The organism is Metabacillus sp. KUDC1714 (assembly GCF_014217835.1).
Classification (GTDB): domain Bacteria; phylum Bacillota; class Bacilli; order Bacillales; family Bacillaceae; genus Metabacillus; species Metabacillus rhizosphaerae.
Genome location: NZ_CP055263.1, coordinates 5,316,309 through 5,338,367, shown reverse-complemented (window position 1 = coordinate 5,338,367; position 22,059 = coordinate 5,316,309). Strand labels below are relative to the sequence as shown.

Here is a 22,059-nt window from a genome sequence, read left to right as displayed (position 1 = left end):
AGTGTTTCCTAGCTTAAGCTGGATTTTATTATCAATTTTTATGGGATGTATGATTCAATCAGCTGGTATTATTTCAGGAAAGCGCAACAAGAAATTCGGGTATATTGTTGAAATAACATCAGGTATCCTTGCAATCGGATATGTATTCTATGAACATTCTTTTATTAACGGTTTTATTTATATTGCCTTTATATCAAGTAGTTATTTTTCAATGGTAACTCTTACATCAGGACATGTCAGATATGAAAAAATTCAGGAAGAATTACAAGTTCATAGTGTGGAAGAAATCGAGTTGCATAGAGAGATAAAACGGATCTTCTTAGATATAAGTATGACATTAATCATTTTTATCTTTGCCATTCTTTTTCTCATATTTGGTCCTGAAGCGAGCCCATTAAAATATATCATTTCTTTTGGATTACTAACAGCCATAACCGAATTATTAAAAAGAATTCTTGTCTATAAAAATGTAAGAATTTATTATTGCAAAGATACAGAAATGGTTTATATTGTTTCAAAGTATGACTTACGAAAGTTTTCAATCCATGATTGTAAATTGGTTCAGATTGAGTCAGCAGTCGATATGTTAAAACTTCATCCATTACTAACACTTTTCATGTCAAACACTGACTTTACGACAAGCTCGCAAAGTGTATTAAAACTATCTTTACCAGGTGAGACAGTCTATATGACGTTGAAAGATGTGGATAAATGGAAGCGTGTGTTTGGAGCAGGAGGGTTAAAAGACAGCGTAGATGAGCAGATTATGGTGTTACCCTTTTATCATAAAAGGAATATGAAACGATTACTTGGAAAGTTTTATTTTGCAGCAACTGTAAAGGGTGTATCTGCTTATACAGGACTGCTCCTATTATTATATTTTTTAAATATTCCTAATTGGTTAATGGTAACGATTGCAATAATTTATTGGGGATTCAATCTATATATTTCTGATCTGGTGTTAAAGGTTGCAATGGATGCGAAAGAAACAACGAATCAAGAACTAATAAATATAGCCCAACATATTTTTGAAAAAGCAGGTATTCCACAAACCCGGATTTATGAAACAGAGTCTTCAGAATATAACGGACTTGCAACTGGAATGAATATTGGAAAAGGTATGATTACATTGACAACAGCTACTTTAAAGCTGCCGATTGAGGTTATTGAGGGGATTCTTGCTCATGAGGCGATCCATATTAAGAAAAGAGATATTATGTGGGGCCAGATCTGGCGCGCAGTTTATATCATTTTAATTCTCTTTGTCATTCTTTTCATTCAAGAAAATATCCATGATATAGATGCTTATAGGATCCCTTTGTTTCTTCTCATTTGGTCCATTATGTTCATTTTCCCAATTTATCAATCATTTGTTTCACAGTGGATGGAAGTGAGGGCGGATCATTTAGGTGCTTCATTACTAAAGGGTGGACGTAATCAAATGGCTGACAGTTTCCGAATTCTCACAAAAGCACAGGATGAAGAAATCCATAAATCGTTAACATATAGTATGTCTGAAGATAAAACAAAAAAAGATAAATCCTCCTTAGAAAGAGCAACTTGGATTTGGAGAATGATAGAATTTCAATTCATGCCTCATCCACCTATGTATTGGCGAGTTAGCTCGTTGGCAACAAATCAGAATGGTTGGGGGAAAGGTATTCTAAAGCGATGGGCTACTGAACGACTGAAAGAATCTATTTCGAAATAATAATTTAACACTGAGGTGAAGAAATTGAAGTCGGCTAAAGGGTTGTTTATTCTGGGAGCACTTATTTTCCCGATAGGTATTTACCTCGCTTCTTACACATCAATTGGGGTGTTACTTGGTATTATTGGTGGAATGTTAATCTTTTTTAGTGCTCCTTCATTAACATTATAAATATAGTAAGGAATTGGCTAATTACAACAAGTAATAAAAAAGGTGAAACTTTTTACAAAGTTAATCGTATGAATAAAGAGCAACAAAATTCATACGAAAGTTGAGAGGAGAAAACATTGAAAAAGGTAGTTTCTGTAATTCTTATTCTAGCAACAATGATGCTGAGCGCCTGTTCTTTATTAGATGAGGTTAATAATTCTTTGGATTATGTAAATGAAGCTAAGAGTTATATAAATTCATTAAGTGATTTTGCAGAGGAAGCTCCACAGCTAATTCAAGATGCTGCAGTTGATCCAGAAGTTAAGCAAGATCTTGAAAATCAATTGAATACACTGGTTGAAGATATTAATGAGTTTAATACTATAGAAGCTCCTGCTATTGCAGAAGATATTCATCAAGATTTAGTAACCAAGAATGAAGCACTAATTGATGAGATAAATACAGCTATGGAAAATGGAGAACTAGCTCTTGAAAAACTAGAGAATTCTGAAATCATAAATACAGTGAATGATGTAACATCACTGTTAGACTCTATTGAAAAGTTAGAACTATAAAGTTCTCACAGTATGTGAGGCTTTTTTTTTATTAAAAGTTATTATAGAATATATATGTGTTATTATGACCTAGTCATAATTTATCAAGTATACGTAAACTGTGTTAGTATGGGTATCAACATCTTTTATTTTAATAAAAACAATGCTAGTATTCACAAACAATCAAAGATTATGATAGATGCATAAGGGGAGAAGCAATATGAAAAAGCGAGTTGTCATTACAGGTATTGGAGCAGTTACTCCATTAGGAAATGATGCGTTTACAACATGGGAAAATATTAAAAATGGTGTCTCAGGAATAGCGCCTTTAACGAGAGTTGATTCAGACCAATTTAATGTGAAAGTTGCTGGTGAGGTTAAAAACTTCTCACCAGAAGAATTTATCGATTTTAAAGAAGTTAGAAGAATGGCGAGATTTACACATCTAGCCATAGCAGCAAGTAAGATGGCTGTAAATGACGCAGGTATTCAAATCGGCGAACATGTTGATCCAGAACGAGTAGGAGTATGGATTGGTTCTGGAATTGGTGGACTTGACGAGTTCGAAGATCAACATAAACGATTTCTAGCGAAAGGACCAAAACGTGTTAGTCCATTTATTATTCCAATGTTTATTCCAGATATGGCTTCAGGACGTGTTTCGATTGAGCTTGGTGCCAAAGGAATTAACAATTGTTCAGTTACAGCATGTGCTTCTGGTGCAAACTCAATTGGAGATGCGTTTCGCGTCATCCAAAATGGGGATGTTGATATGATGATTACAGGTGGTGCTGAGGCTGCAATTACAGACATGACAATTGCAGGATTTGCTAATATGACTGCTCTATCAACGAATCCAGATCCAAAAACAGCAAGTCGCCCGTTCGATAAAAATCGTGATGGCTTCGTCATCGCGGAAGGTTCAGGTATTGTAATTTTAGAAGAACTTGAGCATGCGTTAGCTCGAAATGCTAAGATATATGGAGAAATCGTTGGATATGGAGCAACAGGTGACGCTTATCATATTACAACACCCGCACCTGAAGGAGAAGGTGGGCAACGTGCCATGAAGTTAGCTTTAAGTGATGCTAATCTAAGCCCAGAAGATATTGATTATATCAATGCACATGGTACTAGCACACATTATAATGACCTATATGAAACAAAGGCTATTAAAGAAGTTTTTGGTGAACATGCCTATAAACTCTCTATCAGTTCAACTAAATCTATGACAGGGCATATGCTTGGAGCTGCTGGAGCAGTTGAAGCGATTATCTCGTTATTATCTATTAAAGATGGAATTAAACCTCCAACTATAAATTACACAACACCAGATGAAGAACTTGATCTAGATTATGTACCGAATGTTGCCCAAAAGGCAGAAGTGAATGTAGTCTTATCTAACTCTTTAGGGTTTGGTGGCCATAATGCAACATTAGTATTTAAAAGATACTAATGAAAGTAAACACAAAAAATGATCTGTAGCAACAGATCATTTTTTGTGTTTAGAAATTGGATTGTATTGGGGTATCATTTTTTAAAGCTATTTTTTTATTCAAAGTGTTTCGTCTGGATAATCACAATATTCAATGATCGTTCCTTCAGTGTCAGCGGGATTTAAGTAAATTAATCTTCTACCGTGTTTATTTTTTCGTAAAGAACCCTCTAATATACGTATGCCGTTAACTTCAAGTTCTTTGATTGCTTCATCCAAATTCTCGACTTGATAGGCGATGTGGTGGACACCTTTGCCCTTTTGCTTAATAAAACGCGCAATCGGGGATGTTGAATTATTTGTTGGTGATAATAATTCAATTCGATCACCATTCACTTCCATTATAGCAATCTCACTCTCAACACCAACTGCATCACTTTGATAACGATCGATTAATATTCCACCTAGAACATTTTCATAGATAGATATACTATTGTCTAAGTCCCTAACAGCAATGCCAATATGATCAATTTTTTTCTTCATAATTACTCCTATTGTTACTTCTTTTTTATTTTATCTATTTCCTCTGATACGATAAACGCTAGATCCTCATTTCCAAAGAGGGATAAAACATTAAATAAGGTCGTATTAGGAATTTCGCTTGATTCTTCCTTAGGTACTGTTAACTCAATCGCTTGTTGAAGCGCAGCATTATTCACTTGTTCTGGATATGCTCGTAAATAAATTTCTTTTGGATCTAGATCATTGTTAACACACCATTGTGCAAACACTAGGATCATCATATGCTCATCTCGTTGATAGTTTGCGATGATTTGTTTTTCCATTTCTTTTGAATTCAATCGGATTACCCCTTTAAATTGATATATAATTCATTATATCGAAAATGTAGCTTAATCGGCAATAAACACAGGTAGTGCTGCAAAATCTTACATTTTATAAGAAATAGGCATTCACCCTTGTAAGATAATCTACATATGTTAGGAGAAAAGGTGTGGAAGGGTGATACAATGAGTGCAAAGATTCGTCATTATTATGCTGGAGGTAACACGGCTAAAGGGTTTTTTAGCCTTTATGACTCAGTATTAGAGGATTTAGATCGATTGTTTATTTTAAAAGGTGGTCCTGGTACTGGGAAATCCACATTGATGAAAAAGATTGGCGAGATATATGAGGGTAAAGGATTTGATATTGACTATTTGCATTGTGCTTCTGATAACAATTCAATAGATGGAGTTATTCTCCCTACCTGTAAGATAGGGATCGTTGATGGAACAGCACCACATATAATTGAACCTAAAGCACCCGGTGTTATCGAAGAGTATGTAAATTTAGGAGTGGCCTGGGATTCTGAAAAACTATCTGCAAATAAAGCGGCAATCCTTGGACTTAATGAGATGATATCAATTAAGTTTAAGACAGCGTATGAAACATTTGCTGAAGCTTTATGTGCTCATGATGACATAGAAGATATTTATATTTCAAATATGGATTTTTCAGAAGCAAATAAACTCACAGAGGAATTGATCAATCTCTTTTATGGTGAGAATGCTTTAGCGAAATCTCCAAAGATAAAGCATCGGTTTTTAGGTGCAGCAACTCCTCTTGGAGCTGTTGATTTTATTCAAAATTTAACTGAAGATATTGAAAAACGGTACTTTATAAAAGGAAGAGCTGGGTCTGGCAAATCGACCATGCTGAAGAAGATCGTTGCTGCCGGTGAGGAAAAGGGCTTTGATGTAGAAGTATACCATTGTGGCTTTGATCCAAATAGTCTTGATATGGTTATACTACGAGAAAAGGGGATTGCTATATTCGATAGTACGGCACCACACGAGTATTTCCCTGATAGAGATTCAGATGAAGTTATTGATATGTATGAAAGATGTATAACTCCTGGAACGGATGAAGAATTTGCAAGTGACATTGCAAGAACAACAAAAGCATACAAAGATAAAATGAAGGAAGCAATTTCTTACCTAGCGGAGGCAAAAGAATTAAGGGATGAATTAGAGGGTTATTATGTTGATGCAATGGATTTTATGAAGGTAGAGGAGATTCAACAAAGCCTAATAAGTGAAGTTGAGTTATATATTACAAAGTTATGTTAATAATGAAAAAGGACGGATGTTTAAAATTCGTCCTTTTTACATTGAGGGATGTTGTTAAACTTTAATAGTTTAGGAAATTTGCAAGAAAGATACTGTATATTAATAATAAAATCCAGCATATAAAGAGTAAAAGTTAAGCTTAGGCAGAAAATATATAGGAGGGACAATACCCTTAAAGATTTTTATTAAACGAAAATTAATTATTTAACATGCAAATATTAAAGGGATAAGTCGTCAAATCGCGAATTTTATATAGTGCTATAGTCAAAATAATACTTACTAGTTTAATAGAAGTAAAATCTTTTAAAGGGTTAGGGGACAGATAAATGAAATATAGGCGTGTAGGAAATAGCGGATTAAAGGTGAGTGAGATTGGTCTGGGTAGTTGGCTTACATATGGAACGGCAGCAGAACAAGAAGCAGCTGATGCTTGTATCAGAAAAGCATTTGAGTGCGGCATTAATTTTTTTGATACAGCAAATGCCTATAACCGAGGTGCTGGAGAAGAAGCAATGGGTGCCGCACTAAAGCCTTACAGTCGGTCAAATTACGTGTTATCAACAAAGGTATTCTTTCCAATGGGAGAAGGACCAAATGATCGCGGATTATCTAGAAAACATATAATGGAACAATGTGAAGCGAGCTTAAAACGTCTCGGTATGGATTATATCGATATCTACTATTGCCATCGATATGATGATCAAACACCTACAGATGAAACACTAAGGGCCATTGATGACTTAATTACCCAAGGGAAAATAATTTATGGTGGTGTTAGTGAATGGAGTGCAGCACAAATTAAGGAGGCTGCTGGAATTAGTAAAAGATTGAATCTTCATCCACTTGTATCAAATCAACCAATTTATAATATGTTTGAGCGTTACATAGAAGACGAGGTACTAAAAGTTAGTGAAGAAGAGGGAATTGGGCAAATTGTATTTTCTCCACTTGCACAAGGCATTTTAACAGGAAAATACAAGCCGAGAACACAAATTCCACAAGAAAGCAGAGCAGCAAACGATAACGTTAATGGTGTTATCAATAGTTATCTGAAAGAAAATGTGTTGGAATGTGTTCAGGATCTAGAGGGAATAGCTCAGGAGCTTGATATTTCATTAGCTCAGCTTTCATTAGCATGGGTACTTCGAAAACAAGGAATCAGTTCTGCATTAATTGGAGCAAGTAGACCGGAACAGATTGAAGAAAATGTAAAGGCTGTTCAAGTCAACCTTCAAGCTGATGTACTAGAAAAGATCGAGAAAACATTAAAGAAAGTGGAAGGTTTTGCTCCATTAAGATGATCAAAAGAAGGGCGGACCAATGAATTAGGTACCGTCCTTTGCCAAATATTAATATTGAAAAACAGCAGAAAGTTTTGCTTCGATTTCTATTTCTCGCTTTTGGATTGGAGGAGGAGCTTGTAAGCTTGTTTCTGTAGCAAAGGACATTGATAATTCTTTCGGTGCGAAAGCAACAGGTTCTTCTGTAATTTTTGTAGGTGGAAGTTGAATTGTTACCCCTATTTGTTGCCCTAGTTTCATTGCCTTTTCAGTGGCATTTTTCATTGCCAATTGTAAAGCCTCTTGATAATATCCTTCCTTATTGGACACTTCAAAACGCAGACTTCCTGCCATATTAGCGCCAGCAGATACTGCTGCTTCATAAGCCTCTCCTGCTTTCTGAAGGTCACGTACTGTGACTTCGAAAACATGTTGCACTTGATAACCCTTTAAAATAGACTTACCTTCAACAAAATCATAAATGGGTTGAATCGTATAAGATAATGTTTGGATATCATGAGATGAGATTCCTACTTGTTGAAGTGATTCAATAACCTGGTTTGATAGTTTGGAATTTTCATTTTGAGCGATTTCTACATTGCTATTTTCAGTCATAACACCGATGTTCATTATTGCTTGGTCAGGCATAACCGTTATACGACCATTACCTTCAATTATCATTTTACCTTGAACCTGCCTAACTGTCCTGGAGTAACTATTGTTATTGTAAGGAAAAGGTGTTTGAAAATAACTCATTATGTTTCTCCTTTCTTCTTTTCAATATAAACATTTGGATAAGTAAATGGTGATGTTCTCCATTTAAGGTATGATGTAAATTTTGCAATAAATACATATTATACAAAACTAAACCTTAAAAAATGAAACGTCTTAAATCTTTGATATTATTGGGTTATTGATTATGTTTTTGTAAGCCTTCAGTTTTTTTATTCCACAAAAGTATGTTCTCCTAAAAATCAGCCTTTGGTACGATTTTTAGGAGAACATATCAAGGGATTTAGGTTAAGCTGATAGCTAAAATGTAGAAGAGATTTTGGAGTTTCCTTACTTGTACTATAGGTAGTTTCACTAAATTTGATATTATGTTGAATAAATATTGAGCTTATTTTCTTTACCGATCGTTCTCAAAATGTTATATTGACTATGGGAGGAGGAAAATAGAATGGCAAGAAGCAAAGAATTCGAAGAGAACGTAGTATTAGACAAGGCGATGAAGCTCTTTTGGGCACAAGGTTATGAGAAGACATCCTTGACCGATCTGGTCGAGCATATGGGAATCCATCGCAGAAGTTTGTATGACACATTTGGTGACAAACATACGCTGTTTTTGAAAGCTATGGATCGATTTCACGATAAAGTCAGTTCAGAGCTTACGGCAGAAGTTAAACGTTCCAAGACTGCAGCGGAGGCTCTTCAGTTTATTTTTAGTTTCATGATATACGGTGAAGAAAACTCGCCTTCAGGCTGTTTAATGGTGAATTCGGCGGTGGAATTGGCAATGCGCGATGCCGATGTGGATTCAAAGTCCACTGAATCGTTTACACTATCAGAGCAGTTACTCAAGGATATTATTCTGTGGGGGCAGGAGGAGGGAGAATTTACCTCAGATTACGATGCCGGAGAACTTGCGGAACATCTGCATACTGTATGTGTTGGGTTAAGGGTAATGACAAGAACCTCCATTCCCAAAGAAAAACTACACCGTATAGCCAATTTATCAATAAAACTTTTAGATAAATAATTATTTTAATCTAGAATTATAGTTCCTATATGAGTAAGTCTGAGCTGTAGTAAAGCTTACTCATAAGAAGATATCATTGCTTATCCATTTTTTAGAATGATCGTTCTCGTATATGAGACTTTCCTTGCTAATCTCTCTCCATGAAGGGATCATTCTTTTGTGTTTTTTTAGAATGATCGTTCTCGTAAATGAGACTTGTATTGCTTAATCTCTCTCCATGAAGGGATCATCTCTTGTGTTTTTTAGAATGATCGTTCTCGTAAATGAGACTTGCCTTATTTAAATCTCTCTCCATGAAGGGATCATTCTATTGTGCTTTTTAGAATGACCATTCCCGTATAGTGAGACTTGCCTATGTCCACAACTTTTCCTTAAGAAAATCATTACTTGCGTAGTTTTGAGGAGGAAGCCATTTTGTTGTACCAAAATTAATTAATAAAAGGAGCACATAAAAATGAAAATTTCTGAACAAGTCGCATTTGTCACCGGCGCGAACCGAGGTTTTGGACGCCATTTAGCACTTGAACTTCTAACCAGAGGGGCTAAGGTTTATGCTGGTGCAAGAAATCCTGAGTCCATTAACATTCCCGGCGTAATTCCTGTAAAGCTTGATATTACCAACCCTCAAGAGGTAGCTGCAGCCGCTATGGTCGCTAAGGATGTTACGCTTTTGATCAACAATGCAGGATCGTCTACAGGTGCTTCTTTGATTGACGGTGATCTCGATAAAATACAATTGGAGTTTAATACGCATTTCTTTGGCACACTTTCCATGGTTCGTACTTTTGCACCGATTCTAGTAAATAATGGGGGAGGATCGATTCTGAATATTCTTTCTGCATTATCTTGGGTTAGTTCGGGAACTGTTGGCGCTTATACGGCTGCAAAGGCTGCAGAGTGGGCATTGACGAACGACCTACGTTTAAATCTCTATCCTCAAAATGTGAGAGTAGCTGGATTACATGTAGGCTTCATGGAGACAGACATGACGTCGAGCTTAGAAGTTCCCAAATCCAACCCTGAGGATATCGCAAAAATTGCTATTGATGGATTAGAATCCGACAGCTTTGAAATTGTTGCTGATGACGTGAGCCGAAAGGTCCAAAGAGATTTTGCAGGTGGTGTATCTGCGATATACCCACATCTCTCTTAATACATAGTACTAATACAGTGATTTGTCCAATTTCAAATAAAAGGTAAAAGGACACACGTATACAACGGGTAACATAATTTGAAGAGGAGTGTACAAAAATGGATAAATTGTGGAGCAAAACGACAATTGGAAATTTGGAATTACCTCATCGTTTAGCGATGGCACCAATGACACGTAGTAGAGCGCAAGAAGATGGTACACCTGGAGAACTAAGTTCCCTTTATTATTCTCAAAGAGCATCTACGGGATTAATTATTAGTGAAGGTACACAACCTTCTGATGATGGACAAGGTTACTTATGGTCACCTGGCATCTATACTGAAAAGCATATTGAAGGGTGGAAAAAGGTTACGGATGCGGTGCATGAAGCAGGTGGATTTATGTATATCCAATTAATGCATGTTGGTCGTATGTCGCACCCTGCTAATACACTACATCATCGTCAAGCAGTTGCACCTTCTGCTATCGCACCCAGTGTAGAAATGTTTACTGCTAAAGGGATGCAGGAAATACCCGTTCCACGTGAGTTAAGTGAAGAAGATATTCAAACGACAATTGCAGACTTCCGAAAAGCAGCATCTGCAGCTATTGAAGCAGGAGCTGATGGCGTTGAAATTCATGGAGCAAATGGTTATCTAATTCATCAATTTATCGGAGTGAATTCTAATAAACGAACGGATAAATACGGTGGATCAATAGAGAATCGTGCTCGCTTTGCTATCGAAATAACGAAAGCAATCGTTGCAGAAATTGGAGCAGAAAGAACAGGCTTTCGGATTTCACCAGGGACACCTCTTGGTGGGATTGAAGAAGGTGAACAAGGTCCTGAAGTTTATCTCCATCTTGTAAAAGAATTGGCTCAATTCAATTTAGCTTACCTTCATGTTATGCATTTAGGAAACGAAACACTGCTCCATGAAATTCGTTCAATTTGGTCAAATCCATTATTAGTCAATCGAGCTGGTCGAGCTCTAAAAGATATTAGTGTAGATATTGATAATGGCGTTGCTGATATGGTACCAGTCGGTGTATGGTCATTAGCTAATCCGGATTTAGTAGAACGTCTCAAAAAAGGGTTTCCTTTGAATGAAGCAGACCGTACAACATTCTTTGGTGGTAACGGAAGCATGGGTTATACGGATTATCCTACGATGAAAGAATTAAAATCTCAAGAGGTGTAAGTATAGCTTTTAGGGTGAAGAATGGCGTACAACTGAAAAATTGTACGCCATACCAAAGTATTGTAAAGGAAGAGGATGAAAAAATGAGAGCTGCTCAAATGCAGAAATATTCAAAAGAAGTTCAAGTGGAATTGAATGATGTTAAAATACCAGAAATTAATAGCCGTGAGGTACTCGTTAAAGTAAAAGCAGCAGGTGTTAATCCATTAGATATCCTTATTTTAAATGGAAGTATTCGAATGATTTCTGATTATGATTTACCATTAACTTTAGGAAATGAACTATCTGGCGTTATTGAGGCTGTTGGAAAAGATGTTGAGAATTTCCACGTTGGTGACCACATTTATACGAGGTTGCCAGTTAATCAAATTGGAGCTTTTGCTGAATATGCGGTCATCAATGAAGATGCGATATCCATAATGCCTAAAAATCTATCCTTTATTGAAGCAGCCGCTGTTCCACTCACTGCTTTGACTGCTTATCAAGCATTAAATGACGTACTCAATGCTCAGCCTAACAAAAAGATATTTATCCCTGGAGGAACCGGTGGCTTTGGTGCTATGGCAATCCCCATCGCCAAATCAATGGGGTTATATGTTATAACAAGCGGCAGTGAGAGGGGTAGATCACGTACACTGTCGATTGGTGCTGATAGATTCATAAATTATCATGAGGAAAACTATGCCAACATTTTATCTGATATAGATTATGTTATTGACACCTTGGGAGCAAAAGAGATAAAAGCAGAACTTGGTATCTTAAAACCTCAAGGAAAGTTAGTATCATTAAAAGCCGTACCTAATTATCGCTTTGCGGTTGACAATAATTTTCCAATGTGGAAACAATTATTGTTTGGTTTGGTGGGTGCTCGTGTAGATTTTTTAGCACGTAAACATAAAAATGAATATCACTTTTTATTCGTACACGCCAATGGCAGTCAATTACAAAGAATCACTAATCTTGTTGAAAAAGAAAATATCACGCCATCTATTGATTCAATTTATAATTTTAATGACATTAACAAAGCCTTAATAAAAGTTTCTACTGGACACTCACAAGGCAAAGTTATTGTAACCTTCTAATCTAAAATTTAAGTACGTGGCGTGGAAGAACTCTTGTTAAACTATTAGGTGCTTTCCTTTTATAGATCTAGCTACCAATAGGGTAGCTTTTTATTTATGTCGCAGAGGGGGAAGGTTAGTTAAAAAAGGAAAAACCACTATTTTTCTGTCATCTTATTTTATGATTATTATATAGAAAAATTGTAACTTTTTGATAGATAAATCGTAAGTAATAAAGACTTTTAGGGGGAGATAATTTTTAACCATGCTTGAAAAGAACAGTATGACGGATTGATGTGAGAGGAATAATTCAAGAATTAACTTCGTGTTAAATACATATTTAAGCATTATTTATGAACATCCCTAACATAGTTAAGTTTTAATTTTCATTTGTTTGGAAATATAATAGTATTAGTGTTACTATTTGTTGGAAGGGAAAGTGGACATACCCTTATAGATTGGCTCTTATTGGAGTACTAGTTTTTTTAAGGGTAGCGTTATTTTCCAATAATTTTTGTATGTTGATAAAAAGGAGTTTTTAAAATGGATAAAATTGAAGTAGGCGAAGTATTTACAATTACTGATGAAAATGATCAGGAAAATGAAGTTGAAGTGTTGGCTGCAATTACATTAGAAGGAACAGATTATGTAGCTGTTGGGTTTGTTGAAGATATTCAAGATGATTCAGAAGAGGATATCGATGTGTTCTTTTTAAAGCTAGATGATGAAGGTGATTTCTCTGCAATCGAGAATGATGAGGAGTTCGATAAAGTATCATCTGCATTTGAAGAATTAATGGACGAGGAAGAATAGGAGAGGGGAGACCCTCTCTTTCATTATATAAACTTTTAAAAGATAACGGTTATTTTGCACATAGCAGCTTGATTGTAGCATTCTCAACCGTGTAGCCAAGTCGATGGAGATGTTTTCGTACACCACCTCGTTCCCATGTCTTTAAAAGCTTATGTTCTAAAGCTTTTCGAGGATAAAAAATCCCAATACTCGTAAGCTCTTCAAAATTCATACCTTGTTGAACATATTGTTGAATGATTTCATCTCGCATATCAATAATCGATAAAAAATTCATCATTGCATCCTTAAATTCTGCTTTTGAAAATACTCCCTTTTGGTGACCTGTAATAAATATGTCTGCATCAATGTTTAGCAGGCGCTGGCCTGATTTAATAAAGTCATCTATACTTCCATCAGTGCCGTTATACCATGGTCCAAAAGAAGTCATATCATAATCCCCAGTATAGACAATACCTAATTTAGGAAAGTAAGGGCACGAAAATCCTTTAGTATGACCTGGTGTATGCAAAAAAATGACATCTACACCACCAAATGAATACTCCTTTTCATAAGCATATGTTCCATCGATTTCTGAAAGACTTTGAATCCACTCTTTTGGAATATTTTCTTGCCATAACTTTGCACCTTCTGAACCCCACTCCTGATAAATCCCATTATTTTTTGCTACTCCATCAATTGTAAGTGAAGTGTAATATTCAATTGGATTTATCCATTTTTTAGCATGCTTGAACAAATGATTATGTTGAGTATGATCTGGATGATAGTGTGTGTTAATAATTAAATTTACTCCATATTGCTCGTTTATTTTCATTAATTCTTGAGGTTCAGCACCAGTATCAATTAACACCTTCTCAGAACAATTTATGTATAAACTACGTGAATAAGGAACCTTACTATTATTTGGTCCTTCAACAATTAGAATAGGGCCAAGTTTTTTCATCTAGATCACCTCGTTAAATATTGATCAACCTTCACAATAACAAGTGAATGAATACTCATTCATTATATCAGAAAACATTCCAATATGAAATCGATTTGAAATGAATGATTAACTTGTAAGGAATCATAATGGAAGTGAACTATTTGGTATATAGCAACAAAGTTTGGCGAGTCAGACTTTATAAAAACCCAAAAAGATTTACGTACGTCAATAATCAAAAAATTCAAATAATAAGTTGACATCGACTTTTCCTATATGATATAACTCAAATTAGCAAGTTAATCGTTACATAAGATTTTTGGATAAGTGGTGATATGACATGAAAATTACAGCTAAAACGATTGCTGAACAGCTAGGTTTATCTATTGCTACTGTCGATCGAGCATTGAATAACAGAAGTGGTGTAAGTCCTAAAACATTAAAAAAGGTTTTAGAAAAGGCAAAGGAATTAAATTACAAACCAAATATGTCCGCGAGTTTACTTTCTCGAAAAAAGCAAATTCTCGTTGCGTTTGTTTTTCCTATTTATCCAGAATATTTCTGGAAAGAAATTGAAATGGGAATTATGAAGGCATATAAAGATTTATGTGATTATGGATTTGAAATAGACATCATTCGAACGTCGAAATTTGAAGTCGAAGAGCAAGTGCGAGTTGTTCAGGATATTATTCAATCAACAAAATATGACGGACTTGTCCTTTCAGCTAATGATGCAACCCCATTTATACATGTAATCAATACAGGAATTGAAAACGGCTTTCCGATTTATACGTTTAACAGCGACTCTCCTACAAGCAAAAGACTATCCTACGTTGGTGCAGATTATCAAGATTCTGGGCGATTAGCTGGAGAGCTTTTGTATCATTTTACACATACTTCTAAAAAATTCGCATTAATTACAGATAAAATGAATACGTTTCAAATGCAGCAAAAAGTTCTCGGTTTTATAGAATATACGGCACAGTCAAATAAAATGGAGCTTATACGCCCATTGAAAATTAGTAACACAGATCTCTCAAACTCTATTATGGAATTAGAAGACGAGTTAAAACTGGTCGATGGAATTTATGTTGCCACTGGAGCACTTGCCGATGTGGCAAGAGGAATAGAAGAAATGAAATTAAATAAGAATCCAATCCTAATTGGTCACGATATGAATAATGAAATTCATCACTTTCTTAAGAAGAATGTCATAACTGCAACGATCTGTCAGGATCCAGTTTACCAAGGTTCACTTGCAGTAAGAAAAGTATTTGATCATCTTATGCTAGGGGATCCTATACAGGTTGTAAAGGACATTGTAAAACTGGAAATTGTAACAAAGGGCAATGTGAAATATTATGTACACGAATAATTGACTATCGTACGTCAGTTGAATTCTCCTAAATTGAAACGGGTAAATTGTACAAAATGTTTAGTATTTTAGCAATTTAGCATTTTACCTGTTTCAATTCTTATAATTAAAAATGATGTACGATAATCAATTTATATATTCTTCAGTTCTCGAAAGGATGTGGTACAGCGATTATTTATTGAGAAAGTTGTTCTTTTAAAAATATTAAGTAGGAGAGTGATCTTTTAATGAGTCGGTTAAAAGTAATCCAAATAGGTGTTGGAGGATTTGGTCAATCTTGGTTAACAATTTTACGAGATTTTAATGAAATTGAATTAGTTGCTGTTGTTGATGTGGATGAGAATAACATAGTGGATGCAAAGAAATTATTGAAGGATGACTCAATTCAGTTTTTCCAAAATCATTTAGAAGCATTTGAACAAGTTGAAGCAGATATAGCAATCATCATTACACCACCGCAAACACATAAACGCCTAGCACTAGACGCACTACGAGCAGGATTATATGTCTTCATGGAAAAACCAATTACTCATACATTCGAAGAAGCTACTGAATTATATAATGAAGCGAAGAAATACGAGAAATTTATTATGATTAGTCAAAATTATCGATGGAGACCAGAGATTTCAGCGATAAAGAATTGTATTCAACAAGGTATCATTGGAACTGTTGAATATGGAGAATGGAATTTTAGAAGAGCAACAAAATTTGGTGGTTGGCGAGATCAATATAGTGAGATTTTAATAGAAGATATGAGCATACACCACTTTGATTTATTAAGACATATTTTAGGGAAAGATGCGACATCCATTTATTCAAAAAGTATGAAACCATCTTGGAGTTGGTTTGGTGGGAATGGAGTTGCAAGCGCAATCATTAAATTTGATGAAACCTTAATCAACTATTTTGGGAGTTGGGTAACACGTGGGAAAGAAACATCTTGGAATGGAGAGGTTCGTTTAGTAGGGAGCAAAGGAATTATTGAATTAATTGATGATGTTCCACTTTTGACTTATGAAGATGGAAAAACACATGAGTTAGAGCTTCCCAAAATGCCTTATACTGATCGTGAATTTTCGATTTTTGAAATGGTTCAAGCCATAAAAGAAAATCGAAAGCCAATCACTCATCTCGAGGATAATTTAAAAAGCTTTGCAATAGTGGGTGGTGCCCTACAATCTATTAAACATGGTGAAGAAGTAACCATTGTAGGGAGTAAAAGTATAGAAGCAATTAATTAAAGGGGGAATTTATGATGAAATCACACTTGAAATTAATATGTGGTCTTTTATTTTTAATGCTAATCGGACTTGTTGGATGTAGTAGTGATGGGGCTAGTAATGATCAACAAGGAGATGGCAAAAATAAAACTGATGAAGTCGTAACATTAAAGGTTTGGGATTATTTAAATCCAGATTCACCTCCAGAAAAAGAACAATTAGAATTGCTTCGTAAGTATGAAGAAAGTAACCCGAATATTAAGTTCGAGCGAACGTATTTTCCTTTTGCGGATTTAAAAACGAAACTACTACAAGGCATTGCGGGGAACGAATTGCCGGATATCGTCATAATCGATAATCCTGATCATCAATCATTCGCAGCTGCAGGGGTATTTGCTGATATTACAAAGGAAGTAGAAGCATGGGGAGAAGCAGATAAATATTTTGAAGGTCCAAAAGATTCAACGATTTTAGATGGTAAGTACTACGGTATTCCAAATAATAGTAATGCGCTTGCACTTTATTACAATAAAGACATGTTTGAAGAAGCCGGTATTACTGAACCACCAAAAACTTGGGAAGACCTAAAAGAAGCAGCAAAAAAATTAACAACAAATGATCGCAAAGGTTTAGCAATTGCTGCAACTAAAAGTGAAGAGGGTACATTCCAATTTTTACCTTACTTATGGCAATCTGGTGCTGATTTAGACTCCTTTGGTAGTCCAGAAGCTATTTCTGCAATGACATTTATCCAAGATTTGGTGAAAGAAGGCTCGATGTCGGAAAATATTATTAATTGGGATCAGCAAGATGTTCTTGTTCAATTCCAAACAGGAAAAGCAGCTATGATGGTAAATGGACCGTGGCAGCTTCCTACACTTAGAGAAGAATCTAAGGATATGAATTGGGATGTTGTACTTATGCCAGAAGATGAACAAGCTGCTTCAATACTTGGCGGAGAAAACTGGGCTATTACAGCAACAACAGAACATAAACAGGAAGCATTTGATTTTATAACCTGGACTCAACAGCCTGATGTATTGGGACCAATGCATGAACTTGGAGGTCGATTACCTAACCGTGAAGATGTTGCTAGCGATGAGAATTATGAATGGAACAAAGACCCACAATTACAAGTGTTTGTCCAACAGATAAAAACATCTAAACCTCGTGCTTACGGAACAAAATATCCGGAAATATCAACAATCGTCCAAGAAGCCCTTCAACGATCAATTACTGGTGAAGATGTTGAAAAAGTAATGAAAGAATCTGCAGAAAAAATAGAACCTTTATTACCATAATAAAAGCGACTGAGTTTGAAATACGCTCAAACTGATTCAGAAGGGGGCTAAACTTTGGAAGCGGATACAAGAGTTGAATCTAATAGGAAGGTAAGTGTTGGTTTGCAATTTGGTCCATTTTTGAAGAAATCTCTGCCAAAATATTTATTTATCATACCTGCCTTTCTTTTTGTTGTAATTTTTATGCTATATCCAATTTTTTATAATATTTTTATTAGTTTTCAAGATGTTACTATCATGAATTTAAAAGGTGATAAGTCATTTATCGGGGTTGAAAATTATCGTCAAATTTTTCAAGATGAAAGATTTCTTCTATCCTTAAAGAACACTGTGATTTACACTGTTTCCTGTATTGTTTTTCAGCTTTCAATTGGTTTTTTGTTAGCGTTATTTTTTAATCAACAATTTCCGATGCGCAACTTCTTTCGCTCAATTTTGCTTTTAGCGTGGATGACACCGCTTGTTATAACGGGAACACTATTTAAATGGTTATATGATGTGGATTATGGTGTACTCAATTATCTCCTTATCCAAATTGGATTAATAAGTGAACCAATAAACTGGTTAGGCCAACAAAGCACTGCATTAATGGCCATAATCGTGACAAATATTTGGATTGGAATTCCGTTCAATATGATTCTCTTATTATCAGCTTTACAAGCACTGCCGAGTGATGTCTATGAAGCTGCAAAAATAGATGGCGCATCAAGAATACAGTCATTTTTTAAAATTACACTACCACTAATGAAGCCAGCAACTTTAGTCGTCTTAGTTCTCGGGATTATCTACACGTTTAAAGTATTTGATATTATTCTGATCATGACGGGAGGAGGGCCAGTTAATGCAACTCAAGTTCTTCCGTTTTTCGGTTACGAGCTTGCTTTTGTAAACTTTAAATTTAGTCTTAGTGGTGCTGTAGCCACAATTATTCTAGTAATCTTAACAGTCATCTCTCTAATTTACCTATATTTGATCAGGAAGGAGGAGTCAATGTGATGAAATATACTATAAGACAATATGGAATGTTTGTCATTGCACTTTTAATAACAGCAGTGTTTCTATTTCCCATCTATTGGATGATCACGACGTCTGTTAAGCCAATTCAAGATGTGTTCGCAACTCCTCCGATGATTTTTCCAGAAACGATTCAGTTTAAGGCGTACATCAAAAATATAGTAGAAGATCAGAGTATTTTATTGTACCTAAAAAATTCGTTAATCATTGCGATCGGAACATCATTATTAACACTTTTATTAGCTTTGCCTGCAGCATATGCAATGGCTCGTTTTCGCTTAAAGGGTAGTGGAATCTTCCTACTAATCTTACTTGTCACGCAAATGGTACCTGGAATTATGACAGCTATGCCACTATTTATCTTATTTAGTCATTTTAACCTACTAAATAGTTATGTAGCTTTAATAATCGGAAATACAACACTCGCTTTACCATTTGCTATATTAATAATGCGTCCGTTTTTTCTTTCAATTCCAAGAGGTTTAGAGGATGCAGCAGTTATTGATGGCTGTAATCGTTTCACTGCATTTGTTAAAGTTGTTCTTCCCTTGACAAAACCTACATTGTTAACAGTTGGTACGTTCAGTTTTTTATTCGCTTGGGGAGATTTAATTTTTGCCTTAACGTTAGCTACAGATGAAAAAATTCGACCATTAACAATGGGACTAACAAAATTTATTGGTCAATATGGAACACAGTGGGATGGACTAATGGCAGTGTCTACGATAGCTGCTGCCCCAATTATTATCATGTTTATCTTATTACAAAAGTATATTGTAAGCGGAATCACAGCAGGATCTGAAAAATAAAGGAAGAATACTAATTTACTAGAAGTCATTTTTAATAAAACATATTCAACTAATTTTATGGGGGAGATTTAGATGAAGCTAGGAGTTTTTGCTGTACTATTTTCGGAGAAATCTTTAGATGAAGCATTGGATTACATTAAGGATTCTGGTCTTGATACTGTAGAGATTGGTACTGGTGGATATGTAGGGAATGCACATTGCAATCCTGCTGAACTGTTGGCAGATCAAGCAAAATTTAATGCGTTTTATGAGGCATTTCAAACTAGAGGTATCCAAATTAGCGCATTAAGCTGTCATGGTAACCCTTTACATCCAAATAAAGATATTGCTTCAGAGCATCATCAAGTATTTCAAAATACTGTCAGACTTGCTTCTAAGCTAGGGATTGAAAATGTTGTAACATTCTCAGGTTGTCCTGGTGAATCTGATTATTCTTTACATCCAGTTTGGATTACTTGCCCATGGCCAAATGACTTTTCAGAGGTTGTTGATTGGCAGTGGCGTGAAAAGGTGATTCCTTATTGGCAGGAACAAAATCAATTTTTAAAAGAGCATAATGTACGTGTTGCTGTTGAACCACACCCAGGATTTGTTGTTTATAATACCGAAACATTACTGCGTTTAAGAGAAAAGTGTGGTGATCAAATCGGAGCTAACTTTGATCCAAGTCATTATTTTTGGCAAGGAATGGATCCAGTAGCATGTATAAAAGCATTAGGAAAAGAAAATGCATTATTTCATTTCCATGCAAAAGATACAAGAATCGATCAACAAAACAATCCATTAAATGGTGTGTTAGATACAAAGAGCTATAAGGATATTGCAAACCGTTCATGGGTTTTCCGTACAGTTGGGTATGGTCATGGTGAAGATACCTGGAGAGAGATTATAAGCAGTCTTCAAACAATTGGTTACGAAGGTGCTATAAGTATAGAACATGAAGACGGTTTAATGAGTATAGAGGAAGGGTTCACAAAAGCTGTTGAATTTTTGCAGGATAAATTAATTAAGCAAGGAGCGAAGGAATTGTGGTGGGCTTAAGAAACAAGTAAGTATTGGTTACTTAAAAACCTCTTTGTTAGTACAAAGAGGTTTTATTTTGCACAAATTCTTGCAATCTATGATAATAGAATGGATGGAAGGTGATTATAACAATATATCTTAAATAATAGATAGTTATCAATCCCAGTAATAATTGAGGTGTCTAATATGATTCATATTGTAAACGGCGATGTTCTCGGTAACAAAATTAAGGGACTTAATGGGAATATAATTGTTTGGAGAGAAATGTATGATTTTGGTCCACTAAATTCCAATTGGTCAAATGACGAATTAATAAATAATAGGGCCATCTTTTTTGAGGAAAAACTTAATATACCTTCAACTTTATTTCTGCAGAATTGTAATAATCAATTAAACCAACTTAATAAAATTTCGCGAGAAGAAGAGGTGGTACTTTGGTTCGAACATGACCGCTATGATCAAACGATGCTAATGTACATACTAACACAATTATCGATTCAGAAAATCGTAAATCTATCGATGGTCAGTGTGAACTCATATCCTACCATTTCTCCTTTTTATGGGTTAGGTCAATTGAATTTTGAGCAACTGACTAAGCTCTTTAATCAACGAGTGAAAATCACTAGCAACCAAGTAAAAGAGGCGGTAACAGGCTGGAATGCTTATACCTCATCTACCCTGGAGGAAGTAAAAAAATGGATAACTGATGAGCAACATGAATTACCTTTTCTACTAGAAATGTTTAAACGACAGGATAGGTATTTCCCATCAGCTCTAACAGGATTAAATGAAATTGAATTGTTGGCACTTAACACAATTGCAAAAAAGACTTGTTCTTTTAGAGATCTTTACAAAAGTATATCTCCGTCATTAATAAACGATGGTTTAAGTGATTTACATATTGCTTCATTATTAAATGAGTTAATCAAAGGTGAAAATGCTCTACTTGAAATTGATGGACCATTGCCAGCTTTTGAATATTATCATTTAGATCCCAGCCTAACTATTAGCCCTAATGGTGAGAATGTTTTAAAGGGAAAAGCGAATCGTATTGATTTAATTGGGATTGATTGGTGGGTTGGAGGTGTACATTTGAATAAAACAGTGTGCTACTAAGGTAGATAAGTAGCACACATTATTTCTAAATAGCGGATACTACTTCGGACAAATCA

22 protein-coding genes are annotated in these 22,059 nt (G+C 35.2%); 18 read left to right on the top strand and 4 right to left on the bottom strand.

Annotated elements, in window-relative coordinates:
* The first annotated feature begins 1 nt into the window (after window position 1).
* The 4 genes from HUW50_RS24645 (at window position 2) to fabF (ending at window position 3,871) form a co-directional block, all read left to right on the top strand.
* Window positions 2–1,711, top strand: a complete 1,710-nt coding sequence (locus tag HUW50_RS24645; protein WP_185653447.1) for a M56 family metallopeptidase — start codon at window positions 2–4, stop codon at window positions 1,709–1,711.
* A gap of 24 nt (window positions 1,712–1,735) precedes the next feature.
* Window positions 1,736–1,882, top strand: a complete 147-nt coding sequence (locus HUW50_RS24640) for a hypothetical protein (protein WP_157094297.1) — start codon at window positions 1,736–1,738, stop codon at window positions 1,880–1,882.
* 116 nt (window positions 1,883–1,998) lie between these two features.
* A complete protein-coding gene (locus tag HUW50_RS24635; protein ID WP_157094296.1) occupies window positions 1,999–2,436 on the top strand; it encodes a DUF6376 family protein in 438 nt (145 codons plus the stop codon).
* A gap of 199 nt (window positions 2,437–2,635) precedes the next feature.
* Window positions 2,636–3,871 (top strand): beta-ketoacyl-ACP synthase II, encoded by a 1,236-nt coding sequence (gene fabF, locus HUW50_RS24630; protein WP_066327126.1) that lies wholly within the window; start codon window positions 2,636–2,638, stop codon window positions 3,869–3,871.
* A 99-nt stretch (window positions 3,872–3,970) separates the two neighbouring features.
* On the opposite strand, the gene HUW50_RS24625 is transcribed toward fabF, so the two are convergent.
* Both HUW50_RS24625 and HUW50_RS24620 read right to left on the bottom strand, forming a co-directional pair.
* Window positions 3,971–4,393 carry a VOC family protein gene (locus HUW50_RS24625; RefSeq protein ID WP_066327125.1) on the bottom strand — a complete coding sequence of 141 codons (423 nt, stop codon included), beginning with the start codon at window positions 4,391–4,393 and terminating at the stop codon, window positions 3,971–3,973.
* A 14-nt stretch (window positions 4,394–4,407) separates the two neighbouring features.
* Window positions 4,408–4,710 carry a hypothetical protein gene (locus HUW50_RS24620; RefSeq protein WP_185653446.1) on the bottom strand — a complete coding sequence of 101 codons (303 nt, stop codon included), beginning with the start codon at window positions 4,708–4,710 and terminating at the stop codon, window positions 4,408–4,410.
* A gap of 168 nt (window positions 4,711–4,878) precedes the next feature.
* Here HUW50_RS24620 and HUW50_RS24615 point away from each other — a divergent pair, with 168 nt between their 5' ends.
* Together HUW50_RS24615 and HUW50_RS24610 are read left to right on the top strand one after the other, a co-directional pair.
* The gene (locus HUW50_RS24615) at window positions 4,879–5,979 is read left to right on the top strand and encodes a PRK06851 family protein (protein ID WP_066327621.1); all 1,101 of its coding nucleotides are present in this window, start codon (window positions 4,879–4,881) and stop codon (window positions 5,977–5,979) included.
* A 326-nt stretch (window positions 5,980–6,305) separates the two neighbouring features.
* On the top strand, window positions 6,306–7,280 hold the full coding sequence (locus tag HUW50_RS24610; protein ID WP_066327110.1) for an aldo/keto reductase family protein: 975 nt from the start codon (window positions 6,306–6,308) through the stop codon (window positions 7,278–7,280).
* A gap of 48 nt (window positions 7,281–7,328) precedes the next feature.
* Here the strand turns inward: HUW50_RS24610 and HUW50_RS24605 are convergent, their stop codons facing one another.
* Window positions 7,329–8,015 carry an SIMPL domain-containing protein gene (locus HUW50_RS24605; RefSeq protein WP_066327108.1) on the bottom strand — a complete coding sequence of 229 codons (687 nt, stop codon included), beginning with the start codon at window positions 8,013–8,015 and terminating at the stop codon, window positions 7,329–7,331.
* 424 nt (window positions 8,016–8,439) lie between these two features.
* Between HUW50_RS24605 and HUW50_RS24600 the strand changes: the two genes are divergently transcribed.
* From HUW50_RS24600 to HUW50_RS24580, 5 genes are all read left to right on the top strand, one after another.
* A complete protein-coding gene (locus tag HUW50_RS24600; protein WP_066327106.1) occupies window positions 8,440–9,018 on the top strand; it encodes a TetR/AcrR family transcriptional regulator in 579 nt (192 codons plus the stop codon).
* Window positions 9,019–9,472: 454 nt separating this feature from the next.
* Window positions 9,473–10,171 carry an SDR family oxidoreductase gene (locus tag HUW50_RS24595; RefSeq protein WP_066327105.1) on the top strand — a complete coding sequence of 233 codons (699 nt, stop codon included), beginning with the start codon at window positions 9,473–9,475 and terminating at the stop codon, window positions 10,169–10,171.
* Window positions 10,172–10,269: 98 nt separating this feature from the next.
* A complete protein-coding gene (locus HUW50_RS24590; protein WP_066327102.1) occupies window positions 10,270–11,352 on the top strand; it encodes an alkene reductase in 1,083 nt (360 codons plus the stop codon).
* Between the two features lie 83 nt (window positions 11,353–11,435).
* Window positions 11,436–12,434, top strand: coding sequence for an NADP-dependent oxidoreductase (locus HUW50_RS24585; RefSeq protein ID WP_066327098.1), 999 nt, complete (start codon window positions 11,436–11,438; stop codon window positions 12,432–12,434).
* Window positions 12,435–12,956: 522 nt separating this feature from the next.
* The gene (locus HUW50_RS24580) at window positions 12,957–13,226 is read left to right on the top strand and encodes a DUF1292 domain-containing protein (RefSeq protein WP_066327095.1); all 270 of its coding nucleotides are present in this window, start codon (window positions 12,957–12,959) and stop codon (window positions 13,224–13,226) included.
* A gap of 49 nt (window positions 13,227–13,275) precedes the next feature.
* Here HUW50_RS24580 and HUW50_RS24575 read toward each other — a convergent pair whose 3' ends face one another.
* A complete protein-coding gene (locus HUW50_RS24575) occupies window positions 13,276–14,166 on the bottom strand; it encodes an MBL fold metallo-hydrolase (RefSeq protein WP_066327088.1) in 891 nt (296 codons plus the stop codon).
* Window positions 14,167–14,485: 319 nt separating this feature from the next.
* On the opposite strand from HUW50_RS24575, the gene HUW50_RS24570 reads away from it, so the two are divergent.
* The 7 genes from HUW50_RS24570 (at window position 14,486) to HUW50_RS24540 (ending at window position 22,003) form a co-directional block, all read left to right on the top strand.
* Window positions 14,486–15,520 (top strand): LacI family DNA-binding transcriptional regulator, encoded by a 1,035-nt coding sequence (locus HUW50_RS24570; protein WP_066327085.1) that lies wholly within the window; start codon window positions 14,486–14,488, stop codon window positions 15,518–15,520.
* Window positions 15,521–15,747: 227 nt separating this feature from the next.
* Window positions 15,748–16,761: a Gfo/Idh/MocA family protein gene (locus HUW50_RS24565; RefSeq protein WP_066327077.1), complete on the top strand. Its 1,014-nt coding sequence runs from the start codon at window positions 15,748–15,750 to the stop codon at window positions 16,759–16,761.
* Between the two features lie 11 nt (window positions 16,762–16,772).
* Complete coding sequence (locus HUW50_RS24560; RefSeq protein WP_066327075.1) at window positions 16,773–18,041, top strand: ABC transporter substrate-binding protein; 1,269 nt, start codon at window positions 16,773–16,775, stop codon at window positions 18,039–18,041.
* A gap of 54 nt (window positions 18,042–18,095) precedes the next feature.
* Complete coding sequence (locus tag HUW50_RS24555) at window positions 18,096–19,037, top strand: carbohydrate ABC transporter permease (protein WP_232328969.1); 942 nt, start codon at window positions 18,096–18,098, stop codon at window positions 19,035–19,037.
* Window positions 19,037–19,864: a carbohydrate ABC transporter permease gene (locus tag HUW50_RS24550; RefSeq protein WP_185654116.1), complete on the top strand. Its 828-nt coding sequence runs from the start codon at window positions 19,037–19,039 to the stop codon at window positions 19,862–19,864. Before HUW50_RS24555 ends, HUW50_RS24550 begins: the two co-directional genes overlap by 1 nt.
* 72 nt (window positions 19,865–19,936) lie before the next feature.
* Window positions 19,937–20,905, top strand: coding sequence for a sugar phosphate isomerase/epimerase family protein (locus tag HUW50_RS24545; protein ID WP_066327066.1), 969 nt, complete (start codon window positions 19,937–19,939; stop codon window positions 20,903–20,905).
* Window positions 20,906–21,073: 168 nt separating this feature from the next.
* On the top strand, window positions 21,074–22,003 hold the full coding sequence (locus HUW50_RS24540; RefSeq protein ID WP_066327064.1) for a DUF1835 domain-containing protein: 930 nt from the start codon (window positions 21,074–21,076) through the stop codon (window positions 22,001–22,003).
* Window positions 22,004–22,059 lie beyond the last annotated feature (56 nt).